We start from the raw sequence: 17,217 nt of genomic DNA, 5'->3' as shown, positions 1-17,217 counted from the left end.
ATAACATGTAAAAGTATTAGGAACACAGCGTGCAAAAACCAATTCTTTGGTATTGCTTTTATATTCTAAAATTGAGGCATAAATAGGAACTAACAGTCATTTTTTGATTTGTAATTGACCAGACCGTGTAAAAGTAAGAAAATGGGACTAGTTAAAATTGATTAGGGATAACATTTTATTTACACGAATAGAGTGAAGCCCTGGAGTATATCTATGAAATTATCAGTTATCGCGCTTGGCCTGAGTGCCGCCCTAATCAGCAGCTTTGCTGCAAATGCCAGTGACAATCTAATCACGAACGGTTCTTTTGAGCAGTCAAAAACCATCAACGGCTCCTGGAGCCTGATGAAAACGCTGCCTGGCTGGAATCGCAGCTCTGCAAAATTTGAAATTCAAACTAATCGCCTTGGTCTTATTCAGGCTCAGGATGGTGAACAATACCTGGAGCTGGACTCAACCCGTAACTACAGCGCATATCAAAGTGTTGCAACTGAAGCGGGCAAACAGTATGTCGTAAGCTTCTACTACTCACCGCGTGTTACCAATAATGCAGACACCAACAAAGCAACCGTGTACTGGGATGACCAGGTAATCGCAGAGCTAAACGGTACACAACGCGGCTGGCAACATTACACCATCACAGTGACGGCTGACAGCAATGAAAGTACGCTGAAGTTCGTGGGTGCAGGTAACTCAGATTCCTATGGCGCATTACTGGACAATGTATCTGTTACCGCAGATTGTGTAACGGGCCTGTTTGGCATCAATAACTACGGCTCAGCGCAAAACGGTTTCGTCTACCACTTTGACCTGGATGCGGGTCAGTACAGCACAGTATCAGGTGTCACACACACCGCTTCTAATATCGCCAGTAAAGATGGCGTACTGTACTTCATGGAACAGACCAACAACAGCACTAAAGCGTCGACTCTGTGGGCACTGGACCTGAACGGCAATCAGCAGTACAGCGTAGCTGAGACTAAATCTTGGCCTTTGTATCGCTCTGCGGTCACGCCTGACGGTATCTCTTTACGTAGCACCAGTAAGACGTATATGTACGACTTTGACATGACCAGCGGTGAAAAAACCGTGCTGGGTAAATTGTCTTATTCGGGTGACGATTTCAGCCATGGTGACATTGCTTACTCAGCAGACGGGAACGTGCTTTACGTCTTAACCGGCAAAGCGCTGTATACCCTTGATGAAGGCAACATGGAGTTGACTAAGATTGGTGAGCACGGCGTGAACTGGGCATCTGGCCTGGCAATCACAGACAATGGCGAACTGTATGTATCTGGTCGTGAAGACGGCAGTAACGCACAGATCTGGCAGCTCAATCCAAACACTGCCGTTGCAACATTGGTGATGGAAGGTCCTGAGCACATCAACGACCTGACGTTTGTCGACAATTTCTGCCGATAACCGGCACATTTGTTCGATATGCGCAAAAACCAGCCGGACCGGCTGGTTTTTTTGTATACAAAAAGCGTCTAACCCAGCTGGTAAGGCTTCCCCATCGCCACCCCACTAGGTATACTGACGCGCTTTTAATGCATAGTTAGTCAGCATTACACTAACTTGTAAATCATTTGGGGACTGGCCACCCGTTCAAAGTATGCGGAGCAATACTGTCATCAGCAGTACCTCAAGCATCGATAATATTAAGGCCAACACAACACATTTGATTGAAATGGGAATAATATGAATTCATTACCTAATCGCGGTGAGTTTCTAGGCCATCCAAAAGGCCTGTTCTTACTCTTCGGCACGGAAATGTGGGAGCGTTTTGGCTACTACGGTATGCGTGCAATTCTGGTTTTATACTTGGTCGCTCAGGTACAAAATGGTGGTTTCGGCTGGACCAATGCCGATGCACTAAGCCTCTATGGTACCTTTACCATGGCGGTGTATCTGACACCATTGATCGGTGGCTGGCTGGCAGATAATGTCATGGGTCAACGTAAAGCTATCATCCTTGGTGGTATCTTAATGGCCGCAGGGCACTTCACCATGGGTATACCACACAGCCTGGTTGCCGGTATGGAAGAGCAAGTTTTCTATGTTGGCCTGGCACTGCTGTGTGCTGGTAACGGCCTGTTCAAGCCAAACATTTCAACTATGGTAGGTGATTTGTACCAGGAAGGTGATAAACGCCGTGACGGTGCTTTCACTATCTTCTACATGGGTATCAACTTAGGTGGCGCGCTGGGTCCTATTATCGCCGGTTATGTTGCAGCACAGATCAACTGGCAAGCCGGTTTCATCGCTGCGGGTATCGGTATGGTGATCTCCGTTGTTATGCAACTCCTGCTAAGCCAAAAATATCTGGGCGACATTGGTGTGGTACCTGCTGCTAAACTGTCTCAGCAGCAATCTAACAGCAACACCAAAGAACCACTTACAAGCCAGGAAAAAGACCGCATCCGTGTTATTTTCACTATGAGTGTATTTAGTATTATCTTCTGGATGGGCTTCGAGCAGGCAGGTGGTCTGATGAACCTATTTGCCGCTGACTACACTGACCGTATGCTGATGGGCTTTGAAATTCCGGCTTCCTGGTTCCAGTCTCTGAACTCTATCTTCATTATTATCTTTGCACCCCTGGTGGCAATGATCTGGCTTAAACTAGACAAACGTGAGCCTAATTCGCCAGTCAAGTTTGCCATCGCTTTGGTATTCCTGGCGCTGGGCTTTTTGACCATGATGATGGCGCTGATCACTGAAGGCAGCGATCCAGGCAACTTACAGATCAGCATGATGTGGCTGGTACTTTTCTATCTGTTCCATACTCTGGGTGAGCTATGTCTTTCACCAATTGGTTTATCTATGGTGAGTAAGCTTGCACCGCTACGTCTGGCATCACTACTAATGGGTCTATGGTTCCTGTGTACAGCGGTTGCAAACAAGATCGCTGGTTTCGTTGGCTCATTCATCGGCGAGGGTCAGGAAGCAATGAACAATGCCATGAGCATTTTCATCGGCCTGGGTGCGACTGCACTCTTGTCTGCTCTGGCGATGTACCTGCTCAGCAATAAGCTGGTTGACTGGATGCATGGTGCTGAGGGAAGCACTGATGAGCCACACACTCAGGAGCATTATCTTGAGAAAGAATTAGAGATCTCGGGCGAAAGACAGTAATTTTCGTTCTGTGATTCGTGTAAAAAGCCGCACTAAATTTGTGCGGCTTTTCTATTTCTGGCGCGCTTTTGTAAACTTATAGATACACCTAGGCAAAATTCATCTCTCAAAGAAACCGTCCCCTTAAAAGATCCACAGTGATATCGCTGTCAACAATGAACTTAAAAGTTCTTTTTTATCATATGGATAAACATTTTTCTTTAAAATATACTGTGGCCAATCAATCTAATTTTCAGAACGGAACAAGGTTTGCAATCTGAAAAATTATCCTGTTCACGCAATCCGTATAACCCTGACAATTTGTACGACAGAATTTACATTTCGCCCTCTTGCTAATTCACCCCCATAGCTTCCCCTTTTGGTCATTTTGATTAATCATCCACAGCACAAAACAAATAGCGATCCAGTGCTTTAAAGCGGGAGTATGACAATGAGTGAAGTAACAAATCCTCTAGGCCTAGTAGGCATTGAGTTTACCGAGTACGCAACACCAGATGCGGACTACATGGAAAAGATTTTTGCCGATTTTGGTTTTTCTAAACTGAAAAAGTTCAAAGACAAAGACATCCTATACTACAACCAGCATGACATTCACTTCCTGCTGAACAAAGAGCGCGGCGGTTTCTCTGCTGAGTTCGCTAAGAGCCACGGCCCGGCAATCTGTTCAATGGGCTGGCGTGTAGAAGACGCGCAAAAGGCGTTTGAAATCGCGGTAGAGCGTGGTGCAAAACCAGCGACTGATTCAACACACAAAGATCTGCCTTACCCAGCTATTTACGGTATCGGTGACAGCCTGATCTACTTCATCGATGTATTCGGTGACAAAGGCTCTATCTTTGAGCAAGACTTCGTTGAACTGGAAGAGCAAGTCATCGTTGAAGACAAAGGCTTCCTGCGCATCGACCACCTGACTAACAACGTATACAAAGGCACCATGGAGACATGGGCAAACTTCTACAAAGACGTATTCGGCTTTACTGAAGTTCGCTACTTCGACATCAAAGGTCAGAAAACTGCCCTGTTGTCATACGCACTGAAATCTCCGTGTGGCACCTTCTCTATTCCAATTAACGAAGGTAAAGACGACAACAACAACCAGATCGATGAATACCTGGACGAGTACAATGGCCCGGGCGTACAGCACCTGGCATTCCTGACCAACGACCTGGTTGCGTCACTGGACAAACTTGACCAGACTAACATTGCAACATTAGACATTGTTGATCACTACTACGACACTATCTTTGACCGTGTACCTTGGGTTAAAGAAGACCGTGACAAGATCAAAGAGCACCAGATCCTGGTAGACAGCCAGAGCGAAGATTGCTACCTGCTACAGATCTTCACTAAGAACCTGTTCGGCCCTATCTTTATCGAAATGATCCAGCGCGTTGACGACGGTGGTTTCGGTGAAGGTAACTTCCAGGCACTGTTCGAGTCTATCGAGCGTGACCAGGAACGCCGCGGCGTGATCTAATTCTCCTTTGAGAGTGGATAATTAAAAGCAGCTTGGGGCCATGCCTTCTGGCTGCTTTTGCCGTTTAATTTGTCTGAGACTCAGATGTTCCATTGAAAAACCAGAACGCTATCACCACATCTGAGAGCAGCCTCAAACTTGCAAAAAGGAAAGACCATGTCTTTTATCAACGAAACGCACGACATTAATCTTAAAAGCTGGGTTGCCAGCGCAAACCAGGCCGGTACCGACTTCCCAATCCAAAACCTGCCATTTGCTTCATTCCGCCGCAAAGACAGCGCCGAAGAGTTCCGTGGCGGTGTCGCCATTGGTGATCAGGTACTGGACCTGGCTGTGGTTGCTGCGGCAGGTATTTTCAGTGGCGAAGCACAGGATGCTGTTGAAGCAGCCAATGCACCTAAACTGAATGAGTTTATGGGTATGGGCCAGAACTACTGGTCTGCGCTGCGCTTAGCATTGTCTCGTGCTCTTCGTGAAGGCTCAGAGCACCAGGGCGCGCTAGAAGCAGCGTTGGTTGCACAATCTGACGTTGAATATGCGCTGCCTTGTCACATTGGCGATTACACTGATTTCTATACCTCAATCTACCACGCAACTGCGGTAGGTAGCTTGTTCCGCCCGGACAATCCTTTGCTGCCTAACTACAAGTGGGTACCAATCGGTTACCACGGCCGTGCCTCTTCAATTGATGTGTCTGGTCAGAACTTCCCTCGCCCTAAAGGTCAGACGAAAGCACCTGATGCAGATACACCGTCATTCGGTCCTTGTAAGCGTCTGGACTACGAACTGGAACTGGGTATCTATCTGGGTAAAGGCAATGAACTGGGTGACTCAATTTCGATTGAAGATGCTGAAAGCCATGTATTTGGTTTCTGCCTGTTCAATGACTGGTCAGCCCGTGATCTGCAGGCTTGGGAATATCAACCATTAGGTCCATTCCTGGCGAAAAACTTTGCCTCAACGGTATCACCGTGGATTGTCACCACAGAAGCCCTGGCGCCGTATCGCACCAACTGGCACCGTGATGAGCAAGATCCTCAGCCTCTGGACTATCTGGAGTCTGCGCACAACCGTGAAGCTGGTGCGTTTGATATCCAGATGGACGTACTACTTGAAACAGCGAAAATGCGCGAAGCCAATGCTGCGCCTAGCAAGCTGTCAGAATCAAGCTTTAAGCACAGCTACTGGACAGTGGCACAAATGGTCACTCACCATACAGTAAACGGCTGTAACTTCCTGCCAGGCGACATGCTGGGTTCAGGCACACAGTCTGGTCCGGAGCACGAAGAAGCGGGCTCACTGTTAGAGCTATCGCGTGGCGGCAAAGAGACCATCACTCTGGACAATGGCGAAGAGCGTAAGTTCCTGGAAGATGGCGACAAGGTCATTATGCGCGGCTGGTGTGAAGCCAATGGCTTTGCACGTATCGGTTTCGGTTCAGTCGAAGGCACTATCCTGCCAGCGAAGTAATCGCAAGCGAAAAACTATTCCTATACAAAACAAAGGTGTGCTTAAGTACACCTTTTTTTTGTAAGTAAATACTGGCTTTTTGCATAAAAATTGTTAGAGTGAGTCGTTATTTTTAATTTTTACGTGTTATGTTTCGCTATATCAAACGTCTGATCACATCACTATTTCAACCTAAGCAACTAATGCTGCGCCAGAACGGCCAGGTTAGTCTGATGGTTGTGCCCGGCTGGTTGCAATTTATCGCACTACTGCTGGTTTTTTGTGCTCTTAGCTGGTTAGTTATCAGTACATCAGCGTTTTTTAAGCAACAAGACACAGTCAATGCCTTACAGTCTGAACTTCGGGTCAAAGCGCAAAGTTGGGAGCAGGAAAAACAGCAGCTAACTGCAAAACTGGCACAGCAGCATACTCAGCTCGCGACTTTAAACGAGCAACACACAGTGCTCAGTGAAATTGTCAGTGCACTGCCAACTTCTATCACCGAACAATCAGACGCTCCCGCTGCTTTACCGGACAATGCACCACAAACGGATGCACAACCCGTGGGCAGTGATCTCGATGACAGTCATGAATTTGAAACCCAAAGTGCGGATTTGAATGATGCGCAGGCTGCATTGCTCACAACCTTACAGGCAGTTATTTCGGCGCGCCACAACCAGTTGATGGCCGGGTTTAATGAAGCAGGTCTGACACTGTCAACCGAAAGCAACTCCGCCCAGGGTGGTCCATATCATCAGGTCGATGCAACGCTGCTAAATGACAGCTATACCCGGCTTATCGATGACTCAGTGCAGCTCAATCAGCTAGAGAATTTATTACATTCCACCCCAAAAATGATGCCCGTCGCGCACGACAAGTATTATATTTCCAGTGCCTTTGGCTTTCGTAAAGACCCCATCACAGGCCGCCGCGCCTATCACAAAGGGGTTGATATGGCAGGCTGGCACAAAACCCAGATCATTGCCCCGGCTGATGGTGTGGTCAGTAAAGCTGGCAAAAATGGGGGCTATGGCAAGTTTATTGAGATTCAGCATGCCAATGGTATAGTGACTCGCTATGGCCATTTACACACCATCAAAGTGAAAAAAGGCCAGGCAGTTAAACAGTCAGAGGTAATCGCTCTGATGGGTAGCACAGGTCGTAGTACCAGTACACACTTGCATTATGAGGTGTTACAGGATAAAAAGCATATAAACCCTGTAAAACTGGCAAGAGTGCTCAAACGTGTTCAATAAAAAGAAAACTTCACTTCCTTTCTCGCTTATTTCTCCCGACACCGAAATCACAGGTAACATCCAATGCGATGGTGAAATCCAGATAGATGGCAAAGTCGTTGGCGATCTTAACGTTACCCAGCTCATTATTGGCGATTCAGGTATTGTCGAGGGCAATATTACTGCCAGGCAGGTGCAGGTGCGCGGTCAGGTACAAGGCGGTATACGTGCAGACAGTGTGACCCTAGAGCCCAGTGCCAGAGTCACAGGTGATATCGAACACGATACGCTGACAATTCAGGCCGGTGCGCATATTCAGGGTCAGCTGAATCATCGTGTAGAACCTTCTAACGTCACACCACTGGATAAAACCAGCGAAGCGTGAGTTATCAATAGAAATGTTTTCCTGGTAACATTTAATAACATAAAAACATTAACTTAGCCCTCCTCATCAGTATCCGATAGTGATACATTTCACGCATATGACAAAAGCAGAACGAGCTTACCTGGCTCGTTTTTCATACCTCACTAAACAAATAAAAGGATATATAGTGAACAAGCATATTTTAGGCCTGCTACTGGCAACGGCATCTTTGGGCGCTCAGGCATCAGAGCTGAGCAAAAGCTATCTGGAAGTAGGTTATGGTGAAACAAGCCTGGATGGCGCACCGAGTTCAGTTGATCCTCAGGGATTTATCATTGCTGGTAGTTATGAATTTGCCAACGGCATCTTTATGGGCCTCAAAATCGATCAGCATTCCGACAGCCTGACATTTTTCGACAAGCTTTTGGATGATGACTACGACGTTGATGAAACGACGTTTAATCTGGGCTACATTTTGCGTTCAACGGGCAATGGACGCCTGGCAGTTGGCGCTCAGGTTGGTGAATTCGAAGTATCAACTAATCGGTCTAACTCAACAGTAGACACTCGTCGTCTTTATGGTGAGTACGAGCACTCATTCAGCAAGCGCATCAGCGCCTATGGTCAGGCCGGCTATGAGTTAATGGACAACTCCGCAGATGATGAAGATGGTGTTTATGTAAATCTGGGCCTTCGTTTCGACTTTACATCACACTCCGCTGTTATCCTGGAGTACACCAATGGGGTGGATTACACCCAATCAGAAGTGAAGTACCGCTACACTTTCTGATTAAAACAGGCCCGCTAATCGCGGGCCCATGTTTTACTTTTTCGCCGAAATATACATAGTGACATCGGCATGAAAAACCTTAACCCCTTCATTATTAAACACCTCAACCGGGACAATTAACTCCTCTTTGTCCTGCCACTGACGTGGTAACGAAATCGTCGCTTCTGCACGCAGGTCTGTTTCGGCTTTTTTCAGGTATTGCACCGTCATCCCTTTAGGGATCCAGCGATGTGTTTTGTAAGGAATGCTGGCATCAGTTACCACGCCAGCGCATAACTCTGCGAGATTACACTGTGCAATCGCATGAACTGTCCCAATGTGATTATGGACCGCCTTGCGGTTGGGCATCTGCGCCGTGATCCGCCCTTCACTAAGGTGAGTGATCTTAGGCTTAATGGTGCCAAAATAAGGCGCTCGTTTACAGACCGCCTTGCTGAATAGCCAGTTACCAAAGGGCAACCATTTAAACTTCTTGTAGGTTTTTAATAAGGGTGTTGCCATAACGCTTAACCTGTTGAATAAAATAACACCCAACCCTAACACATCTGACCAGTTAGTCCAATGGTAGAAAATTTATAAATCAATCACTGCCCCTGGGATTAATATGGCCTGTTCCCAGATGTGTTACAATCCTGCCGATCAGTGAACTTCCATAACGATAAACTCTAAGGACAAATATATGAACAAGCTCGCTTTACTATCCGCATTGTGCTCGCCCCTGGCCATCGCCGGACCGATTACTCAAATTGAGATTGAAAACAACACCGTTTTATTCTCGACCAGCTCTATGGCTCCCAGCTCCGTTGCGTGTGTCGCAGAAGACAAAAACCAGCTGCGCTCAATTAGTCTGGACAGCCACTCAGGCCGTGCCATGTATTCCTTGCTGATCACTGCGGTAGCAAAACAACAAGCGGTGGCTGTCACGTCGGCTCAGGATTGTGCTGATCTGGCTGGAGTAGAGCGGGTGCAAAGTCTTCGCCTGGCGCCCAATACCAGCGCCGGTAACTCAAATGCCCGCTCGATTGGGTTGTACGCGAGCGACGGCATTACGCGCATTGGCACATTGGTGGATACCGCGCACTCTAAAAATAGTGCCTACGATAGCGGTCGATATCGTTGGACTTACATCGATAATGAAGGTGGCGTCGACTATAAAACCTTAACTATCAGCTACAACAGCGCAGAGATCCAGCGTGAACATAGTAGTTGCCAGGGCAGGCAGGGGTTGTCCCATCATAGCTCCCCCATATTCCAGCATGGCAGGTACATTATGGGTAACAAAGACGCCCCCTTTATCAGCTCTGCCGATGAAAGTTACGGGAATTACCGCTGCTTTACTCGCCAGGATAAAACCAGTTACGAGATCATTGAAACTGAACACCCAATTTGCGGCGCAGGATTATGTCTGGTCAAAGAAGACTGAGCTATCACCCAGGTAAGGATAACACAATGAAAATCTTACGACTGTGCTCAGCGTTGCTGATGTTGGTTTGTGGCTCAGTGATGGCAAAGACCAACATTCTGAACATCGAAGTCCAGGCAACTCGGGTGCTGGTAACCCTGAGAGCCACATCAAGCCAAACGGGTTGTCAGGTTAATCCAGCCGACAATGTTCAGCTTTGGTGGCTTGACCCGACGAGTGCGAGCGATCATGCACTCTATACCCTACTCCTCTCTGCCTACACCAGCAACAAAGAAGTAGTAGTCGATGGATCACAAACCTGCCTGAACCACCCGGCTGCAAGGCGGCTGAGCAAGGTCATGCTAAGGAATTAAAATGTCAGTATACAGACTGCTTACTTTGCTGATACTACTTGGCGGCGCTATGATTTTACCCACACAGGTGAAGTCTGAAGGCTGGCTGCCACTGCAAACCAGTGAACTTATTTCGCAACACCCTTCAAAAACACTTGCTGGTACAATGAACTGGCTATCTACACCAACACAGATTACAACACATCGGCAGCTCACCCTCTCATGGCAACCATTTGTAGAAGCCACTTACCATGAACTATGGCATAACGGCACCGCACGACAAGTCCGTGAGAATAACCTCGACCTGTACTTTACAGAGCCGGGTAAACATCAGCTTAAAGTCAGAGCCTGCAACGGTGTGCAGTGTAGCCAGTTCTCCGAGACGCTCACACTTGATGTAGTGCGGCGCTTTGACTTTGAGTTTGGTACTAACAATGAAGCTCTAATTGCCAATCAGGCAGGGCAAATCCTGATATCTCCCCTGAGCGATGTGCCCACGGACACTATGCTGGCCAGCCTCGATGGTCAGAATTGGCAACCGCTTACGCTGGCTAACGGACAATACATTTTCTCAATTCCGGTAAAGCCCGCCGGTGCGTATAAGCTATACCTTCAGATAAACGATGAGCGTATCGAGCCTGTGGACTTTAGGATCTATGCCAAACCGCAGCAGGCGCCTCAGGGCGTTGCCATCGCATTGCCAGAGACAATAGACTACCACCAGCAACAGGCCGTTGAAGTCGACACCCAGCAAACACTGGTGTTGCACTGGCAAGCTTCCGATGACGTTGCACCGCCGCTTGTGGGCTATTACAAGTTGTTTATCAATGGTAACCGCGATGGCACCATATATCGTTCTCTTACCCATTTGAACCGTAAATATGGTGAGGGGGCCTTTCATACTGAACTACATCACCTTGGCACAGGCGCTCATCAGATAACGATTCAAGGATGTAACAAGCTTGCTGGTACTGAGTATTGCGGACCCCAAAGCCAAGCTGTGTATGCCTTTGTCGGTGTGCCGCCTACCCCGTATGTCAGACCTGTTAAAGTAGTGGATGATTTCCATGTCTCCGCAGGCGTGCTCCACCCACGCCCCACCGACATATTGAATGTTCAGACCGGTGAGGAAGTGCTCTTTCACTGGCAACCTTCAGACGAGGTCGTTGCCGCACCAAATGGCTACTACTTGCTGGAGCTCAATGATCAATGGCTTGGCTCCATTTACGGTGTCGTCTCTTTTCTGCGTCGCCAGTATAATGACGGTAACTTCCACGTCAGAGCGAAGATTACCCAAACTGGGTTACTCAATGCCACTGTGCGGGCGTGTAACCGGGTTGCGCCGGGTATGGACCGCAGTCTCAGCTGCGGCCCCAAGAGCTCTGTCGCGAGAATTCTCTCAGTACCAGCCAAGCCTGATTACCAGCTAAAGTTCAGTCATGTGAATAATGGCGTGATCACAAGAGAGCACCCATTGACACTGGAAGCCAGCACACTGAGTAGTCCATATATTGACTCCCTGAAAGTCAAAGTGAATCAGGAAGAATGGCGCACCGTACCAGGCAGTCAACATTATCATTATGACTTTGGCATCCTCGACCCGGGCACGTATAACATCACAGTTAAAGTGAATGATTACTTCACCGAAACGTTTAACATCAAAGTGGTCAATTCAATTAACACGATTCGGGTTGGGCAACTGAGTGTAAACAAAACGAATATTGGATATGGCGATGAGGTTTTGATCAGTTGGCAAAAACCCGCCCAATTTAATGAACCCGTGCTTTATCGCATTGCTATAGAAAAACCCAGTGCAAAGGCAGGTGAACCCACAGAGCGTTTTATCTGGCAAAATGGTGTGACCGAAACCAGTATACGCCGTGGACCGATATTCAGAAGAGGCACAACTTTCGTTGAAGTTTCTTCCTGCTTAAGAAACGGAGAATGTGGAATTCCAAGCCGAGTACACTATCGGTTGCAAGGCAACACACTGTCAACGCCGAACTTTACTCTCCTGTCTAATGAGGTAGCACGCTTTTCTGCGCCACAATTTAACTGGCACATGCCTGATAACTTCTCTGAAGATGTCTCTGCGACCTTCTTTGTGCGTTCACCGGGCAGTGCAACACTTAGCCAGTACGTTGAGGGTACCTCTTTAACACAAACGGGTGAGTACTATTTCTATATTGAGATCTGTGACAACAAGCACCCGGAGATCTGCAATGATAAACAACTTACCGAGCTTGCGGTTAATGTTGTCGAGGCAACGCTTGAAGTCACACGAACAGACGATACTTTAACCTGGCGCATACTCCAAGCCGCCCAAAGTTATCAGTTGCAAAGTACACTGTGCATTAAAGATTGTCTGCATGCTGGCAACTACCAATGGCAAACTGAAGCTGAGTTGAGTGCCGATACAACAACATATCAGCTGGTTGCTAGCCAAAATCGTGCATACCGGATACGTGCTTGTTTCTTTGCCGGGCAGTGCAGTAACTGGGCCTATATCGCTCCAACGCTAATCAAGTTGAAAGCACCCGATCTGAGGATAAATAATTAGTACCTGTTAAAAAACGAGGCCAAACTTAAGCTTGGCCTCGTTTTTATTTTTGGCGGTTAAACCTTAGTTTCTGACAGGGCTAGAAAATTCAGGAGCCCCCAGCTTCTGTACTTGGACAGGCACCAGATAGGGCCATGCACTGCCTTGGCTACTACAGGTAAACTCAATTCCACCATTGCGCGTCTTGTAAGGCACAAAGGGACCTGCTCCCTTGCCGACGAATGACAGCTCATCATAATCACAGGTCGTACCCTGAGGGATATCCCAGAGAATATCAACCACCGAACCGACACGCACTTTTGGCGGGAAAGTGAAATACTGCTCAGGATTTTCCCCATCCATCAGTAAATCACCTTGTAAATCGATACTCTGCGCTGAACCTATTGTTTTAAGCTGCAATATGGGCCGCTGAGAATTGGAGTTCAAATGACACGTCACCAGCATGTTGCTTTGCTGCTTTTTCGCGTTATTGAACTGCTGCTGATCTGTCTGATTAAGCTGCCACTGGTCATGCTCATTTTTACTCACGAACCAATACGCGGCTGAGCTATGAGACTGACTGGCATACGGAATAAGCACTTTACCTGGCAGGATTTTACTGCTGGTATAAGCCAATTGGCGGCGCAGATAGTAACCATCATCCGTAGCAAAAACATTTAACCCTTTGGTACTATCCAGGCAAGCCTGTGAACTAAAGCGGGAGACTTGGTTAGTAGCCTGAGACACTTCATAACAGGTTGTCTGATCACACGCTCTTACCCGAAACTTGATCTTTCCTTCAGGAACCGGCTGCATCAAATAACGAGGTTCTGTGCTATTGGCAAGCACCACCCAGTTTGAATAATTAAGGCTAAAATCAATTTGATAGTACACATCTTGTGTATCACTGCCGACACTTTGCCAGCTTAGTTGTACACCCTGTGCACCCTTATCTATTGCACTCAAATTTTCTGGTGCGGGCAGTCCACCGACTTCATTGGAAGCGGGCGAAAACTGACTGCATGTAAGTCCATCAGTACATGCTTTTACCTTATATCGGGTCGTCGCCACTTTTGCCTGCTGAAGCTGGATCCTCGGCTGCACAGTGGCACTCACCATCTGGTATTCCTCACCATTTAAGCTCTCGTATACCCGATATTGTGCCGCTGGTGCACTACTTCTTGGTTGCCAGGCTACGTTGACTTCTTCCCCTTGCTTACTGGCCACAACGCTTTGCGGGCCGAGCTCAGGGATAGCAACTTTAAGCGGCGCAGACTTCACGTAGCCAGTACAGGTACCTGACGCACATGCCTGCACCCTGAAGTAATAAACCCCATTGGTGTAACCACCCAGCTCAATATCCTGCTCAGTGCCCTCATAGACAGTTTGCCAGCTAACACCACCATTATTACTTTGCTGTAATACAAAGCGCTCAGCCTGAGCATCTATCTGCCAACCGAGCCTGACTGTTTCGCTTTGACTGACTGGTGGTAACCAAAGACTACCATTCTGATATGGCGGGTCGTCATTTAGCACGTACTCCACCAGGCTGGGCATCTGCAAACTCATTGCCAGAGCCGGCCCTGAGGCCAACATCAGACCGGCACAAGACATCATTGAGCGGTATTTGAAATACCTAGACATAACAGCAGCCTCTGTTATTTAGTATCGTAGAAACCAGGAACATCACTTTGCAACTGTAGGAACGACAATTCCCTGGCAGAAGCAATTGCCCTGTCTGCCAACACCATATAACGAACCGGTAGATTGTTTGCACGCGCCATAAAAGCAACAGACAGCATGGCATCAAATACTGCAGGATTTTCGAGGGCTTTGAGGTAGACATATCGCCCTGATCCCATACCACAGGTCATCAAATTACCACTGGCATCTTTAAAGCTGATCAGCAAAGTATTGCTTAATCCGGGTATATCAACCCGAGTGCCCTCAATAGCAATGGTATCAACATAGGCGCCATTGCACTCTTGTGTGGTACTTGCCTGGCTCGTGAAAGCAACTCCGAGTAACGCCATCAAACCAAAACGCATCAGCCCTTTTTTCATTATAATAATCCCATATATTTAAATACCAGCGATAACCCGCCGATTAACTATTATTCTATTTTTGTCCCTCAAACCGTAGACGGCCATGCCTAAAACCCGTTAGGATCAGAAAAACAGTTTGAGGTGCTTCATGAAAAATCTATTTTTATTACCACTGGCATTTGCCAGCACATTTGGTTTAGCCAATAGCCAGGCTTATTTAATCACTGAGTTTCAGGTGAGTAATAACCTGGTCACATTTAAAACTCAGCCACAAAAAGCAACCAACACGCCTTCTTGTGTTGATGAAAATAACAAAGATAGCTGGGCCATTTCACTAAATGACCATGGCAGTAATAACTTATATAGCCTGCTGCTTGGTGCTTTTGACAGCCAAACGCCGGTTTATTTAACCAGTACCGAGCAATGTATACCTGAAAGTGGCATTGAGAAACTGGCTACTGTGTCAGTTAACTAATATAAACGTGCGTTATTTAATAACGCACTGTTTATCTCCACACATCGGGTGCGTTGTTTCTGACAGTTTAGTGTAACTCGCATCCTTTTCATAAGACACGCCATTCTCAACACAGCTGCCATCCTCAAGATGTGCATACACTTTATTACCACCATATATATTAAGCCGGTTGCTCGTTTCCCAGGATGGTGAAGCGAGTAAAAACGCATTTAATATTGTTGAGTAGGTTGGGCCCTGATTATGGCTGTCACTCCAGGTACCTGAAAGCCCGTAAGGCTGCTCCTGGCATTGTGCATCCAGATAATACACAGGTGAGTTAGAGTTTCTTCGGGTAAAGTGTGCAAACCAATTGTTGGCTTTGTCGTGATAAGTCACATAACCATTCTCCACAGTGATGACATCTCCGACTTTGGTGACCCCGTCTCCTTTATAAAGCGCCACTGTGCTGCCACCAGCAGGCTGCGCATCACTGAAAGACACATTGAGTCCGGCAACTTGCTCAATACCCGCCAGAACATCACAGTTGTTGGCCGACTGCACACTGACCAGCTGAGATTTGGACACTGCGGTCATTAACAAGCCATATAAAGCGCGGCCCTGAACGGAGGTGATGTCCAGAGACCATAGCTGTTTGGTATCCGGGTGTACACATGCGGGTGACGTATGCGCTTTGTCCTGAGCAAGTGAGAACGTTGCTGTAGTACCCTGTACACTGAGAGATTTAATTTGTGCGGAAGTTTGCGCATGCGAAATATCGACGTTTAGCAGTGCAAGCACCAAAACACATGACTTTATTGATAATTTTAACATTGAGTTACCACAAAGGTGTCCATATTCGTGTGATTTGCTTAACCGCTCAACGCGGTTTCCCATAAGTAGAAATGTAAAAAATACAATTTAGCTTACCATAAGATGACTTAAAACAGGAACACCTTGTTCCCGAAAAGCATATATTTCGTACCTAAAATAACTTATCATCATGCCTGTCTTAACAACTAGCTAAAGCGATAGATGGACCTCATGCAATTACCTCTTAAAAACCCCCATGTGTTGGGCGCTCTTTTCACAATTTGTACATTTACAGCGTCGGCAGGCAACATCACCGAGCTCAAAGTAGATGGGAACACCGTACTGTTCAAAACCAGCGACGCTAAAAGTCATACTGTACCAGAGTGTGTGACGGCCAATAACAAAGCTTACTGGGCCATTGACCTTCATACGCTCGCTGGTCAGGCAAAGTATTCAACACTGGTCACAGCAATGTCGGCCAAAGCACAAGTAACCGTAACAAGCGCACAGGCTTGCCTCACTACAGTGGCCGCTGAGCAAGTCCAGAGTATCGCCATGGTACAGCCTGCCCAGCCCAAATCCGGCTTTGCAGGAGTAACCCCGTCGCTACGTGGCGATTTTGCCAAGACTTTTGGTCTCCCTGCCTTATTTGCCATGGATAAACAATGTGATATCACGTTCCCTGGATCACGCGCCATGCTATGGGATGACTATCGTAGTATGCATGGTAATTACCCAGATCAATTGGTTCAAAACTCAGTAATTATCCTGGACCCTGTAGAACACATTTCCTACTCCCGAAGTCAAGAAAATCGCGATAGCCAAATACAACTTACGCGAGAAATCTATTTTAAAAATGGCCAACGCCTGCTAGAGAACTCAGGCAATACTTACACTTATAACCAAACTCCGTTTTGTCTGGATTTTACCAACGCTTCAAGCAGTTTATTTTTCTACAACCTGCATTATCACAGGATAACCAAACGAGGCTGTCATTATACTGCTTCACTGGCCTGTGTTTACTAGTACCAAAAAGGAGCGATATGAATCTGCTCCTATTCTTTCAACTTCCGCAAATTTATAAAAAAGCAATTAAAACTAAATTCCAGGTGTAACCCCGCCGTCAGCGGTAAGCTCGGCAGCGCTGCTGAGCAGTTGTGA

16 protein-coding genes are annotated in these 17,217 nt (G+C 47.1%); 12 read left to right on the top strand and 4 right to left on the bottom strand.

Features of this window, described 5'->3' with window-relative positions; translation table 11 throughout:
• Positions 1 to 213: 213 nt before the first annotated feature.
• The 7 genes from QNM19_RS16985 (at position 214) to QNM19_RS16955 (ending at position 8,453) form a co-directional block, all read left to right on the top strand.
• Positions 214 to 1,422: a DUF642 domain-containing protein gene (locus tag QNM19_RS16985; protein WP_284026977.1), complete on the top strand. Its 1,209-nt coding sequence runs from the start codon at positions 214 to 216 to the stop codon at positions 1,420 to 1,422.
• Positions 1,423 to 1,701: 279 nt separating this feature from the next.
• Complete coding sequence (locus tag QNM19_RS16980; protein ID WP_138539366.1) at positions 1,702 to 3,138, top strand: peptide MFS transporter; 1,437 nt, start codon at positions 1,702 to 1,704, stop codon at positions 3,136 to 3,138.
• A 430-nt stretch (positions 3,139 to 3,568) separates the two neighbouring features.
• The gene (hppD, locus tag QNM19_RS16975) at positions 3,569 to 4,615 is read left to right on the top strand and encodes a 4-hydroxyphenylpyruvate dioxygenase (protein ID WP_010385091.1); all 1,047 of its coding nucleotides are present in this window, start codon (positions 3,569 to 3,571) and stop codon (positions 4,613 to 4,615) included.
• Positions 4,616 to 4,771: 156 nt separating this feature from the next.
• Complete coding sequence (fahA, locus tag QNM19_RS16970) at positions 4,772 to 6,085, top strand: fumarylacetoacetase (RefSeq protein WP_049866297.1); 1,314 nt, start codon at positions 4,772 to 4,774, stop codon at positions 6,083 to 6,085.
• A 128-nt stretch (positions 6,086 to 6,213) separates the two neighbouring features.
• Positions 6,214 to 7,320, top strand: a complete 1,107-nt coding sequence (locus QNM19_RS16965) for a peptidoglycan DD-metalloendopeptidase family protein (RefSeq protein ID WP_284026976.1) — start codon at positions 6,214 to 6,216, stop codon at positions 7,318 to 7,320.
• The gene (locus QNM19_RS16960) at positions 7,310 to 7,684 is read left to right on the top strand and encodes a bactofilin family protein (RefSeq protein ID WP_284026975.1); all 375 of its coding nucleotides are present in this window, start codon (positions 7,310 to 7,312) and stop codon (positions 7,682 to 7,684) included. Before QNM19_RS16965 ends, QNM19_RS16960 begins: the two co-directional genes overlap by 11 nt.
• A 166-nt stretch (positions 7,685 to 7,850) precedes the next feature.
• Complete coding sequence (locus QNM19_RS16955) at positions 7,851 to 8,453, top strand: outer membrane beta-barrel protein (protein ID WP_284026974.1); 603 nt, start codon at positions 7,851 to 7,853, stop codon at positions 8,451 to 8,453.
• A gap of 33 nt (positions 8,454 to 8,486) precedes the next feature.
• On the opposite strand, the gene QNM19_RS16950 is transcribed toward QNM19_RS16955, so the two are convergent.
• A complete protein-coding gene (locus tag QNM19_RS16950) occupies positions 8,487 to 8,954 on the bottom strand; it encodes a hotdog fold domain-containing protein (protein WP_049866571.1) in 468 nt (155 codons plus the stop codon).
• A 178-nt stretch (positions 8,955 to 9,132) separates the two neighbouring features.
• Here QNM19_RS16950 and QNM19_RS16945 point away from each other — a divergent pair, with 178 nt between their 5' ends.
• From QNM19_RS16945 to QNM19_RS16935, 3 genes are read left to right on the top strand one after another with little or no spacing between them, the layout of a single operon-like run.
• Positions 9,133 to 9,876 carry a hypothetical protein gene (locus QNM19_RS16945; protein ID WP_284026973.1) on the top strand — a complete coding sequence of 248 codons (744 nt, stop codon included), beginning with the start codon at positions 9,133 to 9,135 and terminating at the stop codon, positions 9,874 to 9,876.
• A gap of 26 nt (positions 9,877 to 9,902) precedes the next feature.
• A complete protein-coding gene (locus QNM19_RS16940) occupies positions 9,903 to 10,229 on the top strand; it encodes a hypothetical protein (RefSeq protein ID WP_049866254.1) in 327 nt (108 codons plus the stop codon).
• Position 10,230: 1 nt separating this feature from the next.
• Entirely contained in the window at positions 10,231 to 12,768 is a 2,538-nt protein-coding gene (locus tag QNM19_RS16935; protein WP_049866255.1) for a hypothetical protein, read from the top strand.
• Between the two features lie 63 nt (positions 12,769 to 12,831).
• Here the strand turns inward: QNM19_RS16935 and QNM19_RS16930 are convergent, their stop codons facing one another.
• Positions 12,832 to 14,391: a fibronectin type III domain-containing protein gene (locus QNM19_RS16930; protein WP_284026972.1), complete on the bottom strand. Its 1,560-nt coding sequence runs from the start codon at positions 14,389 to 14,391 to the stop codon at positions 12,832 to 12,834.
• Between the two features lie 14 nt (positions 14,392 to 14,405).
• Complete coding sequence (locus QNM19_RS16925; RefSeq protein ID WP_284026971.1) at positions 14,406 to 14,810, bottom strand: hypothetical protein; 405 nt, start codon at positions 14,808 to 14,810, stop codon at positions 14,406 to 14,408.
• A 130-nt stretch (positions 14,811 to 14,940) separates the two neighbouring features.
• On the opposite strand from QNM19_RS16925, the gene QNM19_RS16920 reads away from it, so the two are divergent.
• Positions 14,941 to 15,267 carry a hypothetical protein gene (locus tag QNM19_RS16920; protein ID WP_049865602.1) on the top strand — a complete coding sequence of 109 codons (327 nt, stop codon included), beginning with the start codon at positions 14,941 to 14,943 and terminating at the stop codon, positions 15,265 to 15,267.
• A gap of 12 nt (positions 15,268 to 15,279) precedes the next feature.
• On the opposite strand, the gene QNM19_RS16915 is transcribed toward QNM19_RS16920, so the two are convergent.
• Positions 15,280 to 16,077: a hypothetical protein gene (locus tag QNM19_RS16915; RefSeq protein WP_049865603.1), complete on the bottom strand. Its 798-nt coding sequence runs from the start codon at positions 16,075 to 16,077 to the stop codon at positions 15,280 to 15,282.
• Between the two features lie 210 nt (positions 16,078 to 16,287).
• Here QNM19_RS16915 and QNM19_RS16910 point away from each other — a divergent pair, with 210 nt between their 5' ends.
• The gene (locus QNM19_RS16910; RefSeq protein WP_156202389.1) at positions 16,288 to 17,082 is read left to right on the top strand and encodes a hypothetical protein; all 795 of its coding nucleotides are present in this window, start codon (positions 16,288 to 16,290) and stop codon (positions 17,080 to 17,082) included.
• Positions 17,083 to 17,217: the final 135 nt, after the last annotated feature.

Origin of the sequence: Pseudoalteromonas ardens, assembly GCF_030125445.1 — a bacterium.
Taxonomy (GTDB): Bacteria; Pseudomonadota; Gammaproteobacteria; order Enterobacterales; family Alteromonadaceae; genus Pseudoalteromonas; species Pseudoalteromonas ardens.
Note: the sequence above shows the minus strand (reverse complement) of the source record. Positions and strands in the feature narration are given on the sequence as shown.

Excerpts from the sequence above, each read along its gene's own strand:
- QNM19_RS16985 (WP_284026977.1), top strand. The coding sequence starts at position 214 with ATGAAATTATCAGTTATCGCGCTTGGCCTGAGTGCCGCCCTAATCAGC.
- QNM19_RS16980 (WP_138539366.1), top strand. The coding sequence starts at position 1,702 with ATGAATTCATTACCTAATCGCGGTGAGTTTCTAGGCCATCCAAAAGGC.
- hppD (WP_010385091.1), top strand. The coding sequence starts at position 3,569 with ATGAGTGAAGTAACAAATCCTCTAGGCCTAGTAGGCATTGAGTTTACC.
- fahA (WP_049866297.1), top strand. The coding sequence starts at position 4,772 with ATGTCTTTTATCAACGAAACGCACGACATTAATCTTAAAAGCTGGGTT.
- QNM19_RS16965 (WP_284026976.1), top strand. The coding sequence starts at position 6,214 with ATGTTTCGCTATATCAAACGTCTGATCACATCACTATTTCAACCTAAG.
- QNM19_RS16950 (WP_049866571.1), bottom strand. The coding sequence starts at position 8,954 with ATGGCAACACCCTTATTAAAAACCTACAAGAAGTTTAAATGGTTGCCC.
- QNM19_RS16945 (WP_284026973.1), top strand. The coding sequence starts at position 9,133 with ATGAACAAGCTCGCTTTACTATCCGCATTGTGCTCGCCCCTGGCCATC.
- QNM19_RS16940 (WP_049866254.1), top strand. The coding sequence starts at position 9,903 with ATGAAAATCTTACGACTGTGCTCAGCGTTGCTGATGTTGGTTTGTGGC.
- QNM19_RS16935 (WP_049866255.1), top strand. The coding sequence starts at position 10,231 with ATGTCAGTATACAGACTGCTTACTTTGCTGATACTACTTGGCGGCGCT.
- QNM19_RS16930 (WP_284026972.1), bottom strand. The coding sequence starts at position 14,391 with ATGTCTAGGTATTTCAAATACCGCTCAATGATGTCTTGTGCCGGTCTG.
- QNM19_RS16925 (WP_284026971.1), bottom strand. The coding sequence starts at position 14,810 with ATGAAAAAAGGGCTGATGCGTTTTGGTTTGATGGCGTTACTCGGAGTT.
- QNM19_RS16920 (WP_049865602.1), top strand. The coding sequence starts at position 14,941 with ATGAAAAATCTATTTTTATTACCACTGGCATTTGCCAGCACATTTGGT.
- QNM19_RS16915 (WP_049865603.1), bottom strand. The coding sequence starts at position 16,077 with ATGTTAAAATTATCAATAAAGTCATGTGTTTTGGTGCTTGCACTGCTA.
- QNM19_RS16910 (WP_156202389.1), top strand. The coding sequence starts at position 16,288 with ATGCAATTACCTCTTAAAAACCCCCATGTGTTGGGCGCTCTTTTCACA.